We start from the raw sequence: 19953 nt of genomic DNA on the forward strand, positions 1-19953 counted from the left end.
ATGGGTCTCGGGCCTCGCCTCGACCTCAGGCAAAGCCAGCAGCTGGTGATGACCCCGCAGCTGCAGCAGGCGATCCGCCTGCTGGCGCTGTCGAACCTGGAGATCGAAGGCTTTATCGCCGAAGAGATCGAGAAGAACCCACTGCTCGACAGCAGCGGCGGCGACGAGGAAGCCCATGCGGAGGCTCCCGAGACGGATGCCGGCGTCGGTGAAGGCGAGGAGCCTGCCACGGTCGATCTTCTCGTCCAGAGCGGGGATGCCGCGGCCGACGCGCCACTCGACGTCGATTATGACAGCGAAGCCTTTCACCAGGACAGCGCCGCCGATTCGATGCGCGGCATGGACGGTGGGCTCGGGCTGGAAGGGCTATCGACCAGCGCGAGCGCGGGCGGCGACGGTCCCGACTATGAAGAGTTCGCCAGCGGCGGCGTCTCCCTGCACGAGCATCTGAGCGCGCAGGCCGGCGCGGTGCTGACCGGCACCGACCTCATCATCGCGGGCCAGATCATCGACGCCATCGAGGAGACCGGCTATTTCGCGGATTCCTTGCTCGAGCTCGCACAGCGACTTGGCGTGCCGCTTGCCGAGGTGGAGCGTGTCCTCGCCATCGTCCAGAGCTTCGATCCGGCCGGGGTCGGCGCCCGATCGCTGTCCGAATGCCTCGCCATCCAGGCGAAGGAGGCGAACCGCTACGATCCGGCTATGGCGCGGCTGATCGACAATCTGGACTATGTCGCCAAGGGCAATCTCGGCGCGCTGCGGCGCATCTGCGGCGTCGACGACGAGGATTTGGCGGACATGATCCGCGAGCTTCGCGCCTATGATCCCAAGCCCGGCTGCCGCTTCGGCCAGGGCGACCAGGTCGACGCAATCGTGCCGGACGTATTCGTCGGCCGCCGCGGCACCGGCTGGGCAATCGAGCTCAACAGCGCGACCCTGCCAAGGCTGCTCGTCAACCGCTCTTATTATGCGGAGCTTGCGTCAGGCCCGCAGGACAAGCAGTCCAAGGCATGGCTGTCCGACTGCCTCGCCAGCGCCAACTGGCTGATGAAGGCGCTCGACCAGCGCGCCCGGACGATCATCAAGGTGTCCACCGAGATCGTGAAGCAGCAGGACGGCTTCTTCCGCCACGGCGTCGCGCATCTGCGGCCGCTCACCTTGCGGACCGTCGCCGACGCGATCGGCATGCACGAATCGACGGTCAGCCGCGTCACTTCGAACAAATATGTCTCCTGCGACCGCGGCATGTTCGAACTCAAATATTTCTTCACCAGCGGCATCCAGAGCGCCGACGGCGGCGATGCCGTCTCGGCGGAGGCGGTGAAGAGCCACATCAAGGCGCTGATCATGGCCGAGAGCCCGCGCGCCGTCCTCTCCGACGATCAGCTGGTCGACCTGCTCCGCGCCAAGGGCTTCGACATCGCCCGGCGCACCGTCGCCAAATATCGCGAGGCGATGGGCATCGGCTCCTCGGTCCAGCGCCGTCGCCAGAAGGCGATCGAGGGCCGCGCCGCCTGAGCCTCTTCCCAAACCGGCTGAGGACGTTACGCAGGCGTACATGAGTAGCTCACCCAATGTGCTGGTGCTGGCCGGCCGCCGCAATGCCGGTCTCGATCCGCTCGCCGAGGCGTTCGGCGTCAGCCACAAATGCCTGGTGCCGGTGCTCGGGAAGGCGATGATTTCCCGGGTGCTGGAGATCGTCGATCGCGCCTTTCCGGAGGCGCCGATCTTCGTCTCGATCGAGGATTTCTCGATCATTGAGGGCGAGCCGATCGTGCGCAAATTGATCGAGCGGCGGCGCCTGAAGGCGGTCGAGGCGCAGGAGCATATCGTCGACAGCATCGTCGCGGCGAGCGAGACGGCGGGCTTTCCGCTGATCGTCACCACCGCCGACAACGTTCTGATGACGCCGGACTCGCTGCGCACGCTCGCCGAGACGGCATCGCAGGACCAGGCTCATGCCTGGGCGGTGATGGCGAAGAAGGAGGATATCCGCGCCGCTCATCCGGACGGTCAGCGCCGCTTCTACGAATTCCGGGACGGCGGCTTCTCCAATTGCAACATGTTCTGGATCGGCAGCAAGACGGCGCTGAAGGCAACGGAGGCGTTCCGCCACGGCGGCCAGTTTGCGAAGAAGCCGGAGCGGGTGATCAAGGCGTTCGGCATCCTCAATCTCATCCGCTTCAAGCTCGGCCGCAACACGATCGAGCAGATTTTCGGCCACGTCTCGAGGCGCTTCAAGGTGCGCATCAAGCCACTGGTGATGAGGGACGGACGCCTTGCCATCGACGTCGACAATGAGCGGACGCACCGCGTTGCCGAGGAGATCCTGTCGCGCGCAACCGCTGCCTGAGCCGTCCGTTGAGCCTGGCGAAGGAGACCAGGCATGACCGACAACAAGAAGAAGGGCGATTTCGACCAGTGGCAGCGCGAGGACAAAGGCGGCGACAAGAAGCAGCGCGACGACCGCAACGAGAACAGCCGCACCGGCCACAAGCAGAATAGCGGCGGCGGCGGGCGGGACTGAGCCCCGCCGCAGCCTAAGGGATGCTTCTCCTGTGGCGTGAGAGGTTTATGCGCGGTTGCGTAGTGTTGCTGTGTAGCGTGTCGGTCGGCGCCTGTGCCACTCAATCCGATAACCCCGTCAGTCCCAGCGTTCGCTCGGCAAGCGATGCGGCCTTCACCGGCAGCACCGCCGCCGAGCCGACGCCGCTGCCTTCGCTGCAGCCCACCTCGCGGCCGCAGCGGCAGATCGAAGCCATGTCGGCGGCCGATCTGGCAGGCTGGATCCTGCCGGCCGAGGCGCCGGGCATCGCTGCGGCCGAGCTGTTCCCGGCTCGCTGGGGCGTGCTCACTTCGGCCTATCTGTGGCAGGCACCGCGGCCGGCCGGGCCAGCGGGCGTCTGCGGGATCGTCGGCTGGGGCGTCGGTTTTCGGATCGAAAATGAGAACAGCCTCAGCGACACGCAGCGCCTCGATCCGCCGCTGCGTCCCGTCTTCACCGTGCCGGAGCGCCGCTTCCGGGTAGTCGGTTCGACCCTGAGCGGCGGTGTTCCGCGGGCCTGCCGCGTCGGCCAGCCTTATTGGGGCTGGAGCGAGGCGCCATCCGCCGAGGTGCTCCATCGAGCGGCGCGGTTGACGGAGCAGGCGCAGCGAAACCCCGGCCCGCTTCGCCTCACCTGCCGCCAGATGCGCATCGACGAGCGCACGGGCGACATGTCCGAAGCGGACTGCGCCGATGCCCGCGGCATCCTGCGCCGGCTGACGCCAGATCTCATCAAGCGCGTCATGAGCACGCCGTGCGAAGGCGACCTCACCCGCTTCGCCGAAGGGCAGTGTATCGCCGTGGAATATCACGACCCCGACGCGTCGGGCACGCACAGCCTCTACATGGTGAGGATCGCGGGCGCAGAACGTCCCGCGGCGATTGACATCGTCCAGGGGATGCTGCCGCCGCATTGAGAGAGAGGATGATGCTCGAAACCGCTAGGTCGCTCGCCAAGTCGCCGGTTTTCTGACGCTTGCGGAGTGCGCCGGATTGCCGCAGCCTCGGCTCATGACCCTGCGCGCTCTTCCGGTCGGCCTCGGGCTGGCTATGCTGCTTGCCATGCCGACTTCCGCCGATGCCGCCGCTCAACGTCACCGTGTTCGGGAGGCGGGGATCGAGATCGGCATCCTCCCCGCAGGTCCGCTCAATGCGATCACGGATGTGGCGGGCGTGACGGTCGGCCACGTCACGCTGATTGAGGGAACGAACGTCCGCACCGGCGTGACAGCGGTGCTGCCGCATGGCGGTAACCTGTTCCAGGACAAGGTGCCCGGAGGTTTTGCGCTCGCCAACGGCTTCGGCAAGTTCATGGGCTCCACCCAGATCGAGGAGCTGGGCGAGATCGAGACGCCGATCCTGCTCACCAACACCATGTCCGTTCCGGAAGCCGCGGCGGCGGCGATCGAGTGGACGATCAACCGCCCGGGCAACGAGCAGGTGCGCTCGGTCAATGCCGTGGTCGGCGAGACCAATGACGGCTTCCTCAACGACATCCGCGCGCGGCACGTGACAAAGGCGCATGGGCTGGCTGCGATCGCGGCGGCGAAGTCTGGGCCCGTAGCGGAAGGCGCGGTGGGCGCGGGGACGGGAACCGTCGCCTTCGGCTGGAAGGGCGGCATCGGCACCAGCTCGCGCCGCCTCCCCGCTAGCCTCGGCGGCTGGACCGTAGGCGTGCTCGTCCAGAGCAATTATGGCGGCGTGCTGAGCGTCGCCGGCGTGCCGGTCGGGCAGGCGCTCGGCCGATACATGCTGAAGGACGAGCTGGCCGGCGGCAGCGGCGACGGATCGGTGATCATCGTCGTCGCGACCGATGCCCCGCTCTCCGACCGCAACCTGAAGCGGCTCGCGGCCCGCACCTTCCTCGGCATTGCCCGCACCGGATCGCCGATCACCAACGGCTCCGGCGACTATGCGGTGGCCTTCTCCACCAGCGAGGCGGTGCGGCGAACGCCTGCGCGTCGGAGCGCCGTTAGCGCAGTCGAGGAACTCCCCAACGACCGCATCACGCCGCTTTTCCAGGCGGTCGTGGAGGCGACTGAGGAAGCGGTGCTGAACTCGAAGTTCAAGGCCGAGACGATGGAGAGCAACGGCGCCCGCATCGAGGCGCTGCCGGTCGATCGGGTGGTGGAACTCTACCGCAACTCTAAGCGGGCAGGTCGAACAGATCGGCGGTGATCGCGCCGCTCTTCTTGTCGAGGCGGCCTTTGGACGGGCTGTCGTAGATGACCAGGATCTGCCGCGCCTCGCCGTTGTCGCCCCAAAGCGCCAGCCCCTCCGGATGGTCCTCGCCGCGGCCGAAGGGAAGCTCGAGGATGCGCTCAGGCCGGTGGAGGCGGACACGCTCGGGGTCCTGCGGCGGATCGTCTGCCCAGCCGCGCCAGCGATAGAGCGCGCAGGGGCCGCTGAGGCCGGTGGTCGGACCGGCGAGGATGACGAGATCGTCGCCGCACCGCTTGAGATCGCGAAGGCCGAGCCCCTCCATCGCCAGCAGCCGCTTCACCGGTTCTCCCTTGATGTGCAGCCGCCCCGAAGCCTTCGGCTCGATCCGGAGCTCGAGTAGCACGGCATGGCTGGCGATCACCGGTCCCCTGAGGCCGAGCGCAACCCGATCGTCGCAGACGGCGATCCCCTCGATATCGAGCCCGCCCTCCTTGGCCGGAAGGCGGGTGAAAGGGCCGAGCAGTGCGTCGTGCTTGAGCGCCTTCGACAGGAGGCTGCCATGCTTGGTCTGCTGGACGAGCCCCGCCTTGCGCTTCCCATCCTTCCGCACCGGCGTACGCAGTCCATTCTCGTCCGCGGCAAGAGGGATGCGGGCCAGAAGGCACCGCGGCCGCGTGTCCTTGAGATCGGCGAGAAGCGTCAGGTCGATGCACTCGTCCTCGGCCTTTTCCGGCTTGTTACGGGTCCGGGCATGGCTGCCGAGCACCCACAGCCAGTCCTCGTCCGCCGCCAGCCCCTCCACGTCCGCCTCAGCCTCGGGATCTGCAAGGTCGAGCAGGTCCTTGAGCTCAAAGCGCTCATGCTTGCCCCAGGCATGGCGGCCGGTCTGGACGAGACGATCGATCGCCGCCCGCTCGTCCGCGCCGAGGAAGAGCGTGTCGCCGACACGGGAGCCGGCGGAGAAATTCTTCAGCGCCTTGGAGTCATCGATCGACGCGCCGCATTCCAGTCGGATCGTCGCGCGGGGCTTCGCGGGTACCGGCCATCCCTGTGCGGAAAAGCCAGCCACCGGGTCAGACGTCCAGGTTGGCGACGTTGAGGGCGTTTTCCTGGATGAAGTCGCGGCGGGGTTCGACGACGTCCCCCATCAGGCGGGTGAAGATCTCGTCGGCGACATCGGCCTGGGCGATCTCGACCTGGAGGAGGGAGCGGTTTTCCGGGTCGAGGGTGGTTTCCCAAAGCTGGTCGGCGTTCATCTCGCCCAGGCCCTTGTAGCGCTGGATCGACAGGCCCTTGCGGCCGGCGGCGAGGATCGCTTCGAGCAGCTCTGTCGGACGGCGGACGAGGACGCCGCGGCCGCTGTCCGGCGCGCGGTCGGCGGAGGGGACGCCCTCCACCTTTTCGTGCGGCGTGTCGCTGTCTGGGTTCGGGTCCTCTTCCTCCGCCTGCTCGGCGGCGGCCGACTTCATCGAGACGAGCCGCGACTGGGTCGCATAGGCTTGGGCCTGCTCCTGGGTGAGGCTGTGGAGCTTGCGCGCCTCGGCCGAGACCAGGAATTTGTGGTCGACGATGTGCCAGTCGGTGACGCCGCGCCACAGGCGCTTGAGGATGTAATTGCCGTCCTCGCCGATCTCGCCGGTCCAGCTGGATTCGGAATCGCCGGCCTGGAGCCAGGCGGCGGCGCGCGCGACGGCACCGGCCCGTTGCTCGGTCTTCAGCTCGGGGTCGAGCGCGCCAGTCAGCGCGAGCGCTTCGATGATCGCCGGATCGTAGCGTTTGGGCACGTATCGCATCAGCGCGCGCACGCGGCGGGCGTGGTCGGCAAGCGAGCGGAGGTCGTCGCCGAAGCGCGCCCCTTCGGCGGTGTCGAGCCGCATTGCGCCGATGCCGGCTTCGACCAGATATTCGTCCAGCCTGGCGTCATCCTTCAGATAGACTTCGGAGCGGCCCTTGGCGACTTTGTAGAGCGGCGGCTGGGCGATGTAGAGGTGGCCGCGCTCGATGATCTCCGGCATCTGGCGGTAGAAGAAAGTGAGCAGGAGCGTCCGGATATGGGCGCCGTCGACGTCGGCGTCCGTCATGATCACGATCTTGTGGTAGCGCAGCTTCTCGACGTTGAAGTCGTCGCGGCCGATGCCGGTGCCCATCGCCTGGATGAGCGTGCCGACTTCCTTGGATCCCAGCATGCGATCGAAGCGGGCGCGCTCGACGTTCAGGATCTTGCCCTTCAAGGGCAGGATCGCCTGCACCTCGCGATTGCGGCCCTGCTTGGCGGAGCCGCCGGCCGAGTCACCCTCGACCAGGAAGAGCTCGCATTTGGCCGGGTCTCGCTCCTGACAGTCGGCGAGCTTGCCGGGGAGGGAGGCGATGTCCATCACGCCCTTGCGCCGGGTCAGCTCGCGCGCTTTCTTGGCCGCTTCGCGAGCGGCGGCGGCGTCGATCACTTTCTGAATGACCGTGCGGGCGTGCTGCGGATTTTCCTCCAGCCATTCGGCGAGCTTGTCGGCGATCAGGCTTTCGAGCGGCTGGCGGACCTCGGAGCTGACGAGCTTGTCCTTGGTCTGCGAGCTGAACTTGGGATCGGGCAGCTTGACCGAGACGATCGCGGTCAGGCCCTCGCGCATATCATCGCCGGTGAGGCTGACCTTCTCCTTCTTCAGCGCGCCGGATTTGTCCGCGTAATTGTTGAGCGTGCGGGTCAGCGCGGCGCGGAACGCCGCGAGGTGGGTGCCGCCGTCGCGCTGGGGGATGTTGTTGGTGAAGCAGAGGACCTGCTCGTAATAGCTGTCGTTCCATTCCAGGGCGACGTCGATGCCGATATCCTCGCGCTGGCCGGTGACCGAGACGGGCTCGGGGATGAGCGCGGTCTTGGTGCGATCGAGATAGCGCACGAACGCGGCTATGCCGCCCTCGTAGAATAGTTCGACCGACTTCTCCTCCTCGTGGCGCGCATCGGTCAGGATCAGGCGGACGCCGCTGTTGAGGAAGGCCAGTTCGCGGAAGCGGTGCTCCAGCTTGTCGAAGTCGAACTCGACGATCTTGAAGGTAGCCGGCGAGGGGAGGAAGGTGACCTTCGTCCCCTTCCTGTCGCCGGCGGGCCCGACGACCTTCAGCGGCGCGACCGCATCGCCAAGGCGGAAGCGCATGTAATGCTCCTCGCCGTCCCGCCAGATGGTGAGATCCAGCCACTCGCTGAGCGCGTTCACGACCGACACACCGACGCCATGGAGGCCGCCGGAGACCTTGTAGGCGTTGTCGTCGGAGGTGTTCTCGAACTTACCGCCGGCATGGAGCTGGGTCATGATGACCTCGGCCGCGGAAACGCCTTCCTCGGCGTGGATGCCGGTCGGGATGCCGCGGCCATTGTCTTCGACGGAGACTGAGCCGTCGGGGTTGAGCGTGATCAGGATGCGGTCGCAATGACCGGCCAGAGCCTCGTCGATCGCGTTGTCCGAGACCTCGAACACCATGTGGTGGAGACCAGAGCCGTCGTCGGTGTCGCCGATATACATTCCGGGCCGTTTGCGAACCGCGTCGAGGCCTTTCAGCACCTTGATGGAATCGGCGCCGTAAGCGTTTTCACTGGGGGATGTTGCCATGTCGATTATATAGCGACGAGAGGGCGGAAACCCAAGGAAATAAGCCGCTTTCAGGCGGGTGAAATCACACCGCCCGCGACGTCGAAAAAGCTGCTTGCGCCTGTGACGCCGCTGAAAAGCGACGGCTCGGTTCCCGTCATCCACACTTGGCCCCCGGCCTTGGCGAGGCGGTCGAACAAGGCGGCCCTTCGGCTGGGGTCGAGATGGGCGGCGACCTCGTCGAGGAGGAGGATCGGGCGGCGCCCGGAGCGATCTGCGACGAGATCGGCATGTGCGAGGATGATGCCGAGCAGCAGGGCCTTCTGCTCGCCGGTCGAGCAGCGCTCCGCCGGCTGGCCTTTGCCGAGATGCGTGACGGCAAGATCGGTGCGGTGGGGGCCGGCGAGCGTGCGGCCGGCAGCGGCGTCACGGCCACGGCCCTGCGCCAGCTCCTGCGCGAGATCGCCCTCCGTCCAGCCCTCGAGACGAAGGCCGGCGCGGGCGAAAGGCCCGTCGGGGACCAGGGCAAGGCGCTCCCCCAGCGCAGCGACGGCGGCCGCCCGCGCGGATGCGATGGCGGCGCCATGCTCGTCCATCCGTGCCTCGAGCGCCGAAAGCCACCCCTTGTCGGGCGGGCCTTCGTCGGCAAGCAGCTTGTTGCGCGCCCGCATCGCCGCCTCGTAGCGGGCCGAGTGCATGGCATGGTCGGCGGCGAACGCGAGCACCAGCCGGTCGAGGAAGCGCCGGCGCCCGCCTGCGCTTTCGAGGAAGAGGCGGTCCATGGCCGGCGTGAGCCAGAGGATCGAAACCCATTCCGCAAGCGAAGTGGCGGAGGAGGGGGCGCCGTTGATGCGGACCTGGCGGCGCTCGGGGGCGGAGGCGAGGGTGCCTGTGCCGATGTCGACGAGGGGCGTCTCGAGCCGTGCCGCCACGGCGAAGCCTCCGGCGCCGTCGCTGCGGGCAATCTCGCTCAGCGCCGCACCGCGCAGGCCGCGGCCCGGGGAGAGCAGTGAGACTGCCTCCAATATGTTGGTCTTGCCGGCGCCATTCTCGCCGGTGAGCACGACCAGGCCCGGGCCGGGGGCGATCAGCGCATCGGCATAGGAGCGGAAGTCGGTGAGGGAGAGGCGCGAAAGGACCACTTCGCACTCAGGCCAGCAGAAGCCGGGCGAGGTCAACCATGTTCGGCACGACAATGGCCGGCTCTACGCCGTCAGTCGCATTTGTTCGGGCGCCCGCTCCTGGCGATCACTTGGTAAGGTGCCCCATTTGAGATCGGCCAAGCCGACCGGTGCCGAGCTTCGGGGCATGTTTTCACGGACGAAGAGTTCCGCCCGCGCAAGCCCGCTCGGATCCCGGTCGGTGAGCCGGGGGGCAACAACGTCTGTTCGATAAAGGTGCCACTGGAAGGTTTCGGCGTAGCCATGCTTGTTCGCCTGCGCATTGCGTTGGATGCTGGCCAGGGTGGGCCGGGTGTCGAGAGTTCCCAAATAGGAGATCGCCCCCGGCTTGACGGTCACGTGGATGGTGCGGCTGGCAAGACATGCCGCCCATTTGCTCTGCTGATAAACGGCAACCAGGCGATATTCGCCCGGCGGCAGAGCCATGACCTCGAAGGAGGGGCCCTCTCCAGCGGGACGCGGCTTGATGCCGACCAGCTCTTCTTCTGCGGCCCGCCGCTCGGCCGCGTTGCGGGAAAAGGCGATCATCTGATGTGCCGGCCAGGCTGGCACCTCGAACAAGAGCGCGCCCTTTTTCGACCCGGGGGCGATCGCGACCTTGCGCGGGTTTTCGGCTGATGCCGGATGGCCTAAGACAAGGATCGCCAGCGCCAGGCCGGCGAGCCGCATCCTCACACCCGCATCGGCATCAGCACGTAGAGGGCTGCGGCCTTGTCGTTTTCGCGGAGCAGGGTCGGCGCCGCGGCGTCGGCGAGGTGGACTTCGACGGTGTCGCCTTCGATCTGGTTGAGGATGTCGAGCAGGTAGCGGGCGTTGAAGCCGATGTCGAAGCCGTCGGCGGCATAGTCGCCGGGGACTTCCTCGGCGGCGGTGCCGTTCTCGGGCGAGGTGACTGACAGCGTAATGCGGTCGCGGTCGAGGCTCATCTTGACGGCGCGGGTCTTCTCGCTGGCGATGGTGGCGACGCGGTCGACGCCTTCCTCGAAGCTGCGCGGGTCGATTTTGAGCAACTTGTCGTTCGCGGTCGGGATGACGCGGTTATAGTCGGGGAAGGTGCCGTCGATCAGCTTTGAGGTCAGGATCGCACTGCCGAGGCCGAAGCGGACCTTCGATTCCGAGAGAGAGACGGCGACGGTGCCGTCGAGCTCGTCGAGCAGCTTGCGAAGCTCCGCCACGCACTTTCTCGGAATGATCACGTCGGGCATGCCCTGTGCGCCTTCGGGGCGCGGCACGGTGACGCGGGCGAGGCGGTGGCCGTCGGTGGCGGCGGCCTTCAAGAGGCTCGCGCCGGCCGGACCTTCGCCGTCCGTCACGTGCAGGAAGATGCCGTTGAGATAGTAGCGCGTCTCTTCGGTGGAGATGGCGAAGCGGGTCTTGTCGATGATCTGGCGGAGTGTCGCGGCCGGGAGCTCGAAGGCGGTTGGCAACTCGCCCTCGGCGATCACCGGGAAATCGTCGCGCGGCAGCGTAGCGAGGTTGAAGCGGGCGCGGCCGGCATTGACCTGCATCTTGCCGCTGGCGGCGTGGAGTTCGACCTGGCTGCCTTCGGGGAGCTTGCGCGCGATGTCGAATAAGGTGTGGGCGGAGACGGTGGTGGCGCCGGCCTGGCTGACGTTGGCCTGGACGGTCTCGTTGATCTGGAGGTCGAGATCGGTCGCCATGAGGCGGAGATTGCCCTCCTCCGACGCCTCGATGAGGACGTTGGAGAGGATCGGGATCGTGTTCCTGCGCTCCACCACGGACTGGACGTGGCCGAGGCTCTTGAGGAGCGTAGCCCGTTCGATCGTCGCCTTCATTGTATCCCCCAAAGTGGTACTTTGGGGGAGTTGTAGAGCCCCTTATGCGGCTGGGCTAGGGGGTTGTCAGGGCGCATGAAAAAAGGGCCGGAGCGTTGCCGCTCCGACCCTTTCCCCTGTCCGGATGGACTGGCCGCTTAGAAGCGGAAGCCGACTGCGGCGACGACCTGGTGACGGTCGAGGTCGATATCGGTGTCGAAATCCTCGGCGTCGAAATCGTCGAGATCGAAGTCGTCGCTGAAGTCGAGGTTGCTGTAGTTCGAATAGCGATATTCGACCTTGCCGTAGGCGTTCGGGCCGAACAGCTGCTCGATGCCGACGCCGAGCCGGTAGCCGTCGACGTTGGTGTCGAACTCGAAGCGGTCGTCCGCGGTCTCGAAGCCCGCCTCGATGCTGGTGTTGGTGTAGCCCGCCTTGCCGTAGACGAGGGTCGACGGGGCGACGCGGAAGCCGAGGCGGCCGCCGATGTAGAGGTCACGGCCGGTCTCCACGCTGGACGTGAAGTTGATGCCGTCGAGGCTCTCGTCGGACTCCTGCTCGCCGGTCGATTCGGTGAACTCGCCCTCGATGCCGGCGACGACGCCGCCGAGATCGAAGTCATAGCCTGCGCCGACGCCGAACACGACGCCCTCCAGGGACTCGTCGCCTTCGTTATCGCCGGTGTCGACGCCGTCATCGTCGCGCTCGCCGGACTTCAGCGAGTCATAGCCGCCGATCGCCTCGACGCGGAAGCCGGTGAAGGGGCTCGCTTCCTGCGCGAAGGCCGGAGCGGCAACGGTGCCAGCAAGAAGGGTGGCGAGAAGCAACTTTCGCATACAAAAACTCCATTTCATTTTGGAACCCGTCAGGGAACGGGAGGCTCAATTCCCGTGTCGGCGGGAAGTTTCATGAACCTCAGATAAACGGGGCAGCCCTGTTGCCGAACAGCAACATGGCTCGATCAGCCATTGTTGATCGACGATGGCCGAAGTCGTTCGCGAATAGCCTCGATCTTGCACTCTGCTGCGATGCAACGACTTCCTCGTACAGCAAAGCGGGCGCGAGGAGACCCCGCGCCCGCCGCCCGCTTGCCTGTGCGTCAGAAGCGGAAGCCGATGCCGGCGATGACCTGGTGCTTGTCGTAACCGGCTTCGTAGTTGGAGTAGCGATACTCCGTCTTGGCGTAGGCGTTGCCGCTGAGCGCGAACTCGACGCCCGCGCCGACACGCACGCCGTCCAGGTTGACGCCGTCGTCGAAGTCGTCGGCGCTGCCCGGCGCGTCATACTGGAGGTTGACGCGGCCGTTCACATAGCCTGCCTTGGCGTAGAGCAAGGTGCTGGAGCCGAGAACCGCGCCGATCCTGCCGCCGACATAGATGTCACGGCCGAGCTGGGCGCAGAGCTCGTCGCCAGTCACGTCGACACCGGAGATGCACTCATCGACCGTGGAGTCGGTCAACTCCGCCTCAATACCGGCAACGGCGCCGCCGAGTTGGAAGTCGTAGCCGATGGCGCCGCCATAGGTGACGCCGCCACTATTCTCATTCTCGACGTCAGTGGTCTCGTACCCGACGATCGCTTCGACACGCGGACCGGTGAAGGGCGCGGCGTCCTGCGCGAAAGCGGGGGTGGCGACGGTAGCGGAAAGCAACGCAACGAGAAGATAATTACGCATTGAAGAAACTCCCTGATCTGTGGGACATCCCGATTGAAGGCATCCCTGCTCGTTGCGCTGCAGAAACGCTGCTGAATGCCGGATAAACGAATTGTGGCGAAAACAGATCGGCTGGATTTACAGGAGATTAACGGCTTGTTTCGCCTTTTTGCTTTCTTCTTTTGCTTACTGATACTTGCCGATCCTGCTGCGGCGCAGCGTGCCTCGCTCGGAATTTTTTCCAAGTGGGGTGCTTTTCGCGACGAACAGCCGCCGCGCTGCTTCGCGATCACCGAGCCAAGCCGTTCTCCCAAGGCCGAAGGGTGGCAGCCTTTCGCCTCGGTCGCCTATTGGCCGGCCCGGCAGGTGCGGGGACAGGTCCACTTCCGGCTCAGCCGTGAGAAGCGCCCCGGCTCGGCGGTGCTGCTCAGGATCGACGACCGCACATTTCAGCTGGTCGGCGGCGGCGCCAACGCCTGGGCGCCCGATGCGCGCGCCGATGCCGAGATCGTCACTGCGATGCGGAGCGGCGTCGACATGACCATCGAGACGCGATCGGAGCGAGGGCTGCGCGTGCGGGACTATTACCAGCTGCGCGGCGCCGCGACCGCGATCGACGCGGCGGCCATCGCCTGCGCCAGGGGCGCATGAGCCGCTACTTCATTGCGCGGCATGGCGAGACCGTGTTCAACGCAGTCGGTCGGATACAGGGCGAGGCGCCGCATACGCCGCTGACCCGCGCCGGCTTCGCGCAGGCGGAGGAGATGGGGCGGGCACTGCGAGATCGTCTCGGGCCCGCGCCGCCGCTGACGATGTGGGCCTCGCCGACGGACCGGGCGCTGCAGACGCTGGCAATCGTCGCCGAGCATCTCGGGCTCGACTGGCATGCGGCGCGCACCGATCCTCGGCTGGCCGAGATGCGCATGGGCGAGTGGGGCGGGCTCTACCATCGCGACATCCGCGCGGCGGTGGGCACCTTTGTCGACGCTTCGACCGGACTGTTCAAAATACCACCGGGCGGCGAATCCTTTGACGAGATCGCCGCGCGCGTCGGCGCCTGGCTCGACGAGCAGGCGGGCGAAGAGGGGGACCGGCTGGTGATCATGCACGGCGTGTCCTCGCGCGTGCTACGCGGCGTCCTGACCGGCGCGCCGCACCGGCCGGACTGCGGAGCGCCGGTGGCGGCGAACCTGCCGCAAGGCTCGCTCACCTGCATCGAAGACGGGGTGGAGCAGGTGATCCACCTCGGCACGGGCGGCGGCGGCGCCGCGGCCGCATCCCTCTCCGCCTAGCAAAATCGGCCCGGCTCACCTACATAGCGCCCATATGACAGCTGCAATGCCGATCCCCGGGCATATCGACCCGGTTCCCGTCCCGCGTCCCGCGTTCGCGGCCGAGGACGCACGCGTCGACCTGGTCGGGCTGTCGCGCGACGCGATCCGCGAGGCTTTGACCGACGCCGGGCTGGAGCCGAAGCAGGCCAAGCTGCGCGCCAAGCAGATCTGGCACCAGATCTACAATCGCGGCGCCACCAGCTTCGACGCGATGAGCGACATCGCCAAGCCACAGCGTGCATGGTTCGCGGAGCGGTTCGTGATCGGACGCCCGGACGTGGTCGTGCAGCAGGTCTCGACCGACGGCACCCGCAAGTGGCTGCTGAAGACGCCGGACGGCCATGATTTCGAGATGGTCTTCATCCCCGATGCGGACCGCGGCACGCTCTGCGTGTCGAGCCAGGTCGGCTGCACGCTCAACTGCCGCTTCTGCCACACCGGCACGATGCGGCTGGTGCGCAATCTCACCGCCGGCGAGATCGTCGGGCAGGTGATGCTGGCGCGCGACGCGCTCGGCGAATGGCCGTCGCAGCCGGAGGGGCGGATGCTCTCCAACATCGTCATGATGGGCATGGGCGAGCCGCTCTACAATTTTGACAATGTGCGCGACGCGCTCCGGATCGTCATGGACGGCGACGGCCTTGCTCTCTCCAAGCGGCGCATCACCTTATCGACTTCGGGGGTGGTGCCGATGATGGCCCGCGCCGGCGAGGAGATCGGCGTCAACCTCGCCGTCTCGCTCCATGCGGTGACGAAGGAAATGCGGGACGAGATCGTGCCGCTCAACCGCAAGTTCGGCATCGAGGAGCTGCTGGAGGCCTGCGCGGCCTATCCCGGTGCCAACAATGCCCGCCGCATCACGTTCGAATATGTGATGCTGAAGGACAAGAATGACAGCGACGAGGATGCGCGGGAGCTCGTCCGGCTGATCCGGAAATACAAGCTGCCGGCCAAGGTGAACCTGATCCCGTTCAACCCGTGGCCGGGTGCTCCCTATGAATGCTCGGATGCCGAGCGGGTGCAGCGTTTCTCCGACATCATCTTCGAAGCCGGCATCTCCGCCCCCGTGCGGCGCCCGCGCGGACGGGACATCATGGCCGCTTGCGGCCAGCTCAAGTCTGCCGCCGAGAAGAAGAGCCGCGCCGAGCTCGACCGGCTCGCCGAGGAAAAGCAGGCGGCGCTCGCCTGACGCGCCCTGTCCCGTCCGAAGCCGGCGGTTAACTTCTCCAGCATTATTACGACTTTGTCGGCGATGTTGCGGACGCTATAGGCGCTCGTTCGGCCGGAGGCTGTTCAATTAAGATGTCGACCAATCCAGTGGAAAACCGGGACGGGGAGGCCGCGGGTGTCCACGTGAGCGCCCGCGGCTTCGACTGGGCGGCGACGCCGTTCGGCCCGATCAGCAACTGGCCCGCCAGCCTGCGCGTAGCCACCGATCTCTGTCTCGCCTCCAGCTCGGTCGCTGCGGTCTATTGGGGTCCGGACTTTCGCCTGATCTACAACCAGGCTTGGGCCGACGTGCTCCCCGAGCGCTACCAGGCCGCGCTCGGGCGCCCCGCCCGCGAGGTATGGCAGGACGTCTGGCACCTTCTCGCCTCCGATTTCGAGCAGGTGATGGCGAGCGGCCGGGCCCGGACGCTCGAAGCGCAGATGCTCCCGCTCGCGCGCAACGGCACGGTCGAGGAGACCTATTGGTCCTATACCCTGACCCCTATCAAGGAGGGCGACGGCGCCGGCGGGATATTCCTCCAGGGCGCCGACATCACGCAGACGGTGCTCAATGAGCGGCGGCTTTCCTTCCAGGTCAAGATCGCCGACCGGCTGCGCCACATTACCGAACCGGTCGAGGTGAAGCGCGCCGCGGCCGCGATGCTCGGCGAATATCTGGGCGCGGCCCGGGTCGGCTTCGTTGAAGTGGACGAAGCGAGCGACGCCATCATTCTTCGCAGTGACTGGACCCGCGGTCCCGATGTGCCTTCGCTGACGGGACGCATTGCCAAACTGTCCGATCTACCCAAGGCCGCGATCGATTACTTGCGCACGGGGCAGGTGCTCGCGCTCGGTGACGTGGAAGATATCGCTGCCGGCAGCAGCGATGAGGATGCGGCGCTCGGCGGCAAGCTCGACGTGCGGGCGGTGATCACGGTGCCGCTGGTCCGCGAGGGGCGGCTGCGGGCGATGCTCTATGTGCACGAGATCGAACCGCGGCCTTGGAAACGGTCCGAAGCCGCGATGGCCCGCGACGTTGCGGAGCGGAGCTGGGCGGCGGTCGAGCGCTCCGTCGCCGAGCAGAGCCTGCGCCTCAGCGAGGACCATTATCGTAATGCCGTCGAGCTCAACCCGCAGGTGAGCTGGACCTCCTGGCCCGACGGCCAGCTCAACCACGTTTCCAAGCGGTGGGAGGATTGGACCGGCACCACCGGCCTGGGCTCGACATGGGCCGACGGGCTCCACCCGAACGATCGTGAGCGCACCTTTGCGGTATGGGGGCATTCGGTTGCGACCGGGGAGCCGTATGACATCGAGCATCGGGTCAAGTTCCTCGACGGCAGCTATCGCTGGGCGCGCTCACGCGCCTTTCCGCGCAGGGGCGAGGCGGGCGAGATCCTCCTCTGGTACGGTACGACGGAGGACATTCACGACCGCAAGCTCGCCGAGGAGCGGCAGCGGCTGCTGATCAACGAGCTCAACCACCGGGTCAAAAACACGCTTGCCACCGTGCAAGCGATCGCCTTCCAGACGCTGAAGGGCGACATCCCGCTGGCCGAGGGGCGGGCCCGTTTCGAGGCGAGGCTGCTGGCGCTTTCCAACGCGCACAACATGCTGACCGAGCAGAATTGGGAAGGCGCAGAGCTGCGGCGGGTGGTGATCGAGGCGACCGACCATCTCGCCGATCCGGCGCGAATGGTGGTCGAGGGCGAGAGCCTCTGGCTTGCGCCTCGCGCCGCGCTGGCGCTGTCGCTGGCGCTGCACGAGCTCAGCACCAATGCGGCCAAATATGGCTCGCTGTCGGGAGACGGCGGCCGCGTGGAGGTCCGTTGGACGATCGTTGGCGACGAGCTTCGGCTGGACTGGAAGGAGCGGGGCGGACCGCCCGTCCACGAGCCGTCGCGTCGGGGCTTCGGCTCGCGGCTGATCGAGCGAGGCCTCGAGGCCGATCTCGGCGGCACGGCCGCGCTTGCCTTCGAGCCGGATGGGCTGCGCTGCGTGATCACCGCTTCACTGGAGGCGGTTCGTGCGGAGGAGGCGGATGGCTGATCGTCGACTGCGGGTCCTGGTCGTGGAGGACGAGATGCTCGTCGCGATGAACATCGAGGACATGCTGCTCGATCTCGGCCACGAGGTGGCCGGGCTGGCCAGCCGGCTCGAACCGGCCTTGTCGCTCGCGCGAGAAGGGGCGTTCGATCTGGCCATGCTCGACGTCAACCTGGCCGGCCAGCAGAGCTTCCCCGTAGCCGACGTGCTGATCGCGCGCGGCATCCCGTTCCTGTTCGCCACCGGCTACGGCATCAAGGGCATCGCCGAGGATTATCGCGACCGGCCCGTCCTCCAGAAGCCCTTCCGCACCCGCGACCTCGGCGAGGCGATTGACAGGATCGAGCTGAAGGCCGTCTAGAATCCGTGAAAGCGGGCGAAGGCTTCCGGCGCCTCCCGCGATGTTCTGAAACCGTTGATCGGGTGGTTGCGATCGGGAAGGCCCAGGGCGATGGCGGCGTAGAAGATACGGACGTCCGGTAGCCCCAGGAAATCGGAGACCGTGCCGTGGACCGCGGCCCAGCTCTCCTGCGCGCAGGTGCCGAGACCCTGTTCCTCGGCGAGCAGCATGATCGTCTGCATGAACATGCCGAGATGCGCCCATTGCGGCCGGTCGAACGCGCGGTCGAGTGAGAAGAAGAGGCCGACCGGGGCGCCGAACAGGTCGTAATTCTGAAGGAACTGCGAGCAGCGCCCGGGCTTGTCGGCGCGGGTGATGCCGATCGAATCGTAGAGCGCCTCGCCGCAGGCGCGGCGGCGCCCATTGTCTGCTTCGGAAATCGCGAGCGGATAGACGTTGAACTCGGTCGACTCGAGGCCGTGGGCCAGGCGATCCCGCACCTGCGCCTTCAGCCGCTCCAGCGCCTCGCCGGCGACCACTTCCACGCGCCAGGGCTGGAGGTTGCCGCCGGATGGCGCGCGGGCGGCGGCGGCAAGGATCTGCTCCACCGTTTCTCGTCCCACCGGCGTCGGAAGAAAGGCGCGGACGGAGTGTCGTCGGCGGACGGCCTCGGTGACTGTGAGCACGCTTTCTCCCTGGCCGCGGCCGGCCTTTAGACCTCGTTAACCTAAAGCTGCGAACAGCCTTGTCCATGCAGATCGCCGCGACCGCCGGAGCTTACAGGGAGCGCCTGCGCTTGCCCCCGTTGCTGGCCAATTGGGCGCTCTGCTGGATCTTGCTCCCGAACCTGCCCTTCGCCGCCATGTGGCTGGTCGGCGGGCCGCCGCGCGTCATCGAGATCTTCGTCACCGGAATGGTCGGCCTCGTCATCCGCCGCGCCCGCTTCCGCATCCAGTTTCCGGTCTTCGTCGCCTTGCTCACGGTGTCGGCGATGATGTTCGTCTCGGCGCTGTTCAGCCTCTCGCCCAAGGCGATGTTCTACTCGTTGCGCTTCATCCTGGAGCTGCGGCCGTCGGCGTCGCTCGAATATCTCGTCGTCGGTGGCAGCCTCGCGCTGACGCTGGCGCTCGCATGGAAGTGCCTCCGCCGCCGGCAGGATTTCGATGCGCCGATGCAGATCGTCGCCGCCGGCGCCATGATCTTCGCCCTGTGCGGCGCCGATCTTGCGGTCTCGGCAGGCACGCGGGGCTCTTATCGCGGCGTGCCGGCGGCCGACGAACCTTTCTCCTCCGCGGCGAGCCAGACAGGCTTCGACGCGCTTGCCGGGGACGGGAACCACCTGCTCGTGGTGATGGTCGAGGCAATGGGCGTGCCGCGCGACCCCGCGCTGCGGGCCAAGCTGATGCGCCGCTGGCGCGAGGGAGACATCGGCCGCATCTACGACATGCGGATCGGCAGCACCCCGTTCTGGGGATCCACGACCTATGGCGAGATGCGCGAATTGTGCGGCCGCTGGGGCGATTATCATGAGCTGATTGAGAAAAGGGACCAGGGCTGCCTGCCGGCGCGGCTGGCGCGGCAGGGGTATCGCACGACCGCGATCCACGGCTTCGACGAAGGCTTTTTCAAGCGCAAGGAATGGTATCCCCATATCGGCTTCCAGCAGCTCGTCTTCCGCGAGGAGCTGGTCGGCAAAGGCGCCGGCACGTGCGGCGGCGTCTTCCCCGGCGCCTGCGACCGCGATGTGCCGACGATGATCGGGGAACGGCTGAAGCGGGCCGAGGGCAAGCAGTTCGTCTATTGGCTGACGCTCAACTCGCACATCCCGGTGCCCGCGTCGGAGCAGCTGCAAACCAAGAATTGCGCCAAATTCGATCCGGCGCTGGCGCGCGATCACGCGATGATCTGCCGCCTGTTCAGCCTGTGGGGCGACACCAATGACGGGTTGGCGCGGATGCTGACCGATCCCGATCTGCCGCCGACGGACGTGCTGATCGTCGGCGACCATGCGCCGCCTTTCTTCGACCGCAGCCAGCGCACCCAGTTCGATCCCGCCCGGGTTCCATGGGTGCTGCTGAAGCACCGCAAGAGCCGGAGCGCGCAAGTTACCGGTTGAATTTTGCGCCGG

General features: G+C 66.8%; 19 protein-coding genes. 11 read left to right on the forward strand and 8 right to left on the reverse strand.

What is annotated here, in order from left to right:
* From rpoN to AC5JBD_RS06635, 5 genes are all read left to right on the forward strand, one after another.
* A complete protein-coding gene (gene rpoN / locus AC5JBD_RS06615) occupies nucleotides 1-1518 on the forward strand; it encodes an RNA polymerase factor sigma-54 (RefSeq protein ID WP_495720962.1) in 1518 nt (505 codons plus the stop codon).
* Between the two features lie 40 nt (nucleotides 1519-1558).
* Complete coding sequence (locus AC5JBD_RS06620) at nucleotides 1559-2353, forward strand: NTP transferase domain-containing protein (protein WP_495720963.1); 795 nt, start codon at nucleotides 1559-1561, stop codon at nucleotides 2351-2353.
* Between the two features lie 33 nt (nucleotides 2354-2386).
* The gene (locus AC5JBD_RS06625) at nucleotides 2387-2527 is read left to right on the forward strand and encodes a hypothetical protein (protein ID WP_495720964.1); all 141 of its coding nucleotides are present in this window, start codon (nucleotides 2387-2389) and stop codon (nucleotides 2525-2527) included.
* Between the two features lie 62 nt (nucleotides 2528-2589).
* Nucleotides 2590-3462: a hypothetical protein gene (locus AC5JBD_RS06630; RefSeq protein ID WP_495720965.1), complete on the forward strand. Its 873-nt coding sequence runs from the start codon at nucleotides 2590-2592 to the stop codon at nucleotides 3460-3462.
* 94 nt (nucleotides 3463-3556) lie between these two features.
* The gene (locus AC5JBD_RS06635) at nucleotides 3557-4723 is read left to right on the forward strand and encodes a DmpA family aminopeptidase (RefSeq protein WP_495720966.1); all 1167 of its coding nucleotides are present in this window, start codon (nucleotides 3557-3559) and stop codon (nucleotides 4721-4723) included.
* On the opposite strand, the gene AC5JBD_RS06640 is transcribed toward AC5JBD_RS06635, so the two are convergent.
* The 7 genes from AC5JBD_RS06640 to AC5JBD_RS06670 form a co-directional block, all read right to left on the reverse strand.
* Nucleotides 4692-5777 carry a DUF3616 domain-containing protein gene (locus AC5JBD_RS06640; protein ID WP_495720967.1) on the reverse strand — a complete coding sequence of 362 codons (1086 nt, stop codon included), beginning with the start codon at nucleotides 5775-5777 and terminating at the stop codon, nucleotides 4692-4694. The two genes, AC5JBD_RS06635 and AC5JBD_RS06640, sit on opposite strands and share 32 nt — an antisense overlap.
* Nucleotides 5778-5781: 4 nt before the next feature.
* A complete protein-coding gene (gene gyrB / locus AC5JBD_RS06645; protein ID WP_495720968.1) occupies nucleotides 5782-8307 on the reverse strand; it encodes a DNA topoisomerase (ATP-hydrolyzing) subunit B in 2526 nt (841 codons plus the stop codon).
* Nucleotides 8308-8357: 50 nt separating this feature from the next.
* Nucleotides 8358-9428, reverse strand: a complete 1071-nt coding sequence (gene recF, locus AC5JBD_RS06650; protein WP_495720969.1) for a DNA replication/repair protein RecF — start codon at nucleotides 9426-9428, stop codon at nucleotides 8358-8360.
* Between the two features lie 63 nt (nucleotides 9429-9491).
* Nucleotides 9492-10136, reverse strand: coding sequence for a hypothetical protein (locus AC5JBD_RS06655; RefSeq protein ID WP_495720970.1), 645 nt, complete (start codon nucleotides 10134-10136; stop codon nucleotides 9492-9494).
* A gap of 2 nt (nucleotides 10137-10138) precedes the next feature.
* Nucleotides 10139-11263 (reverse strand): DNA polymerase III subunit beta, encoded by a 1125-nt coding sequence (gene dnaN, locus AC5JBD_RS06660; protein WP_495720971.1) that lies wholly within the window; start codon nucleotides 11261-11263, stop codon nucleotides 10139-10141.
* A 137-nt stretch (nucleotides 11264-11400) separates the two neighbouring features.
* Nucleotides 11401-12078: an outer membrane protein gene (locus tag AC5JBD_RS06665; protein ID WP_495720972.1), complete on the reverse strand. Its 678-nt coding sequence runs from the start codon at nucleotides 12076-12078 to the stop codon at nucleotides 11401-11403.
* A 263-nt stretch (nucleotides 12079-12341) separates the two neighbouring features.
* Nucleotides 12342-12917 (reverse strand): outer membrane protein, encoded by a 576-nt coding sequence (locus tag AC5JBD_RS06670; RefSeq protein ID WP_495720973.1) that lies wholly within the window; start codon nucleotides 12915-12917, stop codon nucleotides 12342-12344.
* Nucleotides 12918-13052: 135 nt separating this feature from the next.
* On the opposite strand from AC5JBD_RS06670, the gene AC5JBD_RS06675 reads away from it, so the two are divergent.
* The 5 genes from AC5JBD_RS06675 (at nucleotide 13053) to AC5JBD_RS06695 (ending at nucleotide 17846) form a co-directional block, all read left to right on the forward strand.
* Nucleotides 13053-13547 (forward strand): hypothetical protein, encoded by a 495-nt coding sequence (locus tag AC5JBD_RS06675; protein ID WP_495720974.1) that lies wholly within the window; start codon nucleotides 13053-13055, stop codon nucleotides 13545-13547.
* Nucleotides 13544-14188 (forward strand): histidine phosphatase family protein, encoded by a 645-nt coding sequence (locus AC5JBD_RS06680; RefSeq protein ID WP_495720975.1) that lies wholly within the window; start codon nucleotides 13544-13546, stop codon nucleotides 14186-14188. Before AC5JBD_RS06675 ends, AC5JBD_RS06680 begins: the two co-directional genes overlap by 4 nt.
* A gap of 46 nt (nucleotides 14189-14234) precedes the next feature.
* Nucleotides 14235-15419 (forward strand): dual-specificity RNA methyltransferase RlmN, encoded by a 1185-nt coding sequence (gene rlmN / locus AC5JBD_RS06685; protein ID WP_495721201.1) that lies wholly within the window; start codon nucleotides 14235-14237, stop codon nucleotides 15417-15419.
* A 113-nt stretch (nucleotides 15420-15532) separates the two neighbouring features.
* Entirely contained in the window at nucleotides 15533-17488 is a 1956-nt protein-coding gene (locus AC5JBD_RS06690; protein WP_495720976.1) for a sensor histidine kinase, read from the forward strand.
* The gene (locus tag AC5JBD_RS06695) at nucleotides 17481-17846 is read left to right on the forward strand and encodes a response regulator (RefSeq protein WP_495720977.1); all 366 of its coding nucleotides are present in this window, start codon (nucleotides 17481-17483) and stop codon (nucleotides 17844-17846) included. Before AC5JBD_RS06690 ends, AC5JBD_RS06695 begins: the two co-directional genes overlap by 8 nt.
* On the opposite strand, the gene AC5JBD_RS06700 is transcribed toward AC5JBD_RS06695, so the two are convergent.
* Nucleotides 17843-18511 carry a nitroreductase gene (locus AC5JBD_RS06700; protein ID WP_495720978.1) on the reverse strand — a complete coding sequence of 223 codons (669 nt, stop codon included), beginning with the start codon at nucleotides 18509-18511 and terminating at the stop codon, nucleotides 17843-17845. The two genes, AC5JBD_RS06695 and AC5JBD_RS06700, sit on opposite strands and share 4 nt — an antisense overlap.
* A gap of 110 nt (nucleotides 18512-18621) precedes the next feature.
* Here AC5JBD_RS06700 and AC5JBD_RS06705 point away from each other — a divergent pair, with 110 nt between their 5' ends.
* Nucleotides 18622-19941 (forward strand): sulfatase-like hydrolase/transferase, encoded by a 1320-nt coding sequence (locus AC5JBD_RS06705; protein WP_495720979.1) that lies wholly within the window; start codon nucleotides 18622-18624, stop codon nucleotides 19939-19941.
* Nucleotides 19942-19953: the final 12 nt, after the last annotated feature.

This window comes from Allosphingosinicella sp. (assembly GCF_059502505.1).

Coding starts and splice junctions, on each gene's coding strand:
- AC5JBD_RS06670 (WP_495720973.1), bottom strand. CDS start 12,917: ATGCGTAATTATCTTCTCGTTGCGTTGCTTTCCGCTACCGTCGCCACC.
- AC5JBD_RS06635 (WP_495720966.1), top strand. CDS start 3,557: ATGACCCTGCGCGCTCTTCCGGTCGGCCTCGGGCTGGCTATGCTGCTT.
- rlmN (WP_495721201.1), top strand. CDS start 14,235: ATGCCGATCCCCGGGCATATCGACCCGGTTCCCGTCCCGCGTCCCGCG.
- dnaN (WP_495720971.1), bottom strand. CDS start 11,263: ATGAAGGCGACGATCGAACGGGCTACGCTCCTCAAGAGCCTCGGCCAC.
- AC5JBD_RS06625 (WP_495720964.1), top strand. CDS start 2,387: ATGACCGACAACAAGAAGAAGGGCGATTTCGACCAGTGGCAGCGCGAG.
- AC5JBD_RS06665 (WP_495720972.1), bottom strand. CDS start 12,078: ATGCGAAAGTTGCTTCTCGCCACCCTTCTTGCTGGCACCGTTGCCGCT.
- AC5JBD_RS06620 (WP_495720963.1), top strand. CDS start 1,559: ATGAGTAGCTCACCCAATGTGCTGGTGCTGGCCGGCCGCCGCAATGCC.
- gyrB (WP_495720968.1), bottom strand. CDS start 8,307: ATGGCAACATCCCCCAGTGAAAACGCTTACGGCGCCGATTCCATCAAG.
- AC5JBD_RS06655 (WP_495720970.1), bottom strand. CDS start 10,136: ATGCGGCTCGCCGGCCTGGCGCTGGCGATCCTTGTCTTAGGCCATCCG.
- AC5JBD_RS06680 (WP_495720975.1), top strand. CDS start 13,544: ATGAGCCGCTACTTCATTGCGCGGCATGGCGAGACCGTGTTCAACGCA.
- rpoN (WP_495720962.1), top strand. CDS start 1: ATGGGTCTCGGGCCTCGCCTCGACCTCAGGCAAAGCCAGCAGCTGGTG.
- AC5JBD_RS06690 (WP_495720976.1), top strand. CDS start 15,533: ATGTCGACCAATCCAGTGGAAAACCGGGACGGGGAGGCCGCGGGTGTC.
- AC5JBD_RS06695 (WP_495720977.1), top strand. CDS start 17,481: ATGGCTGATCGTCGACTGCGGGTCCTGGTCGTGGAGGACGAGATGCTC.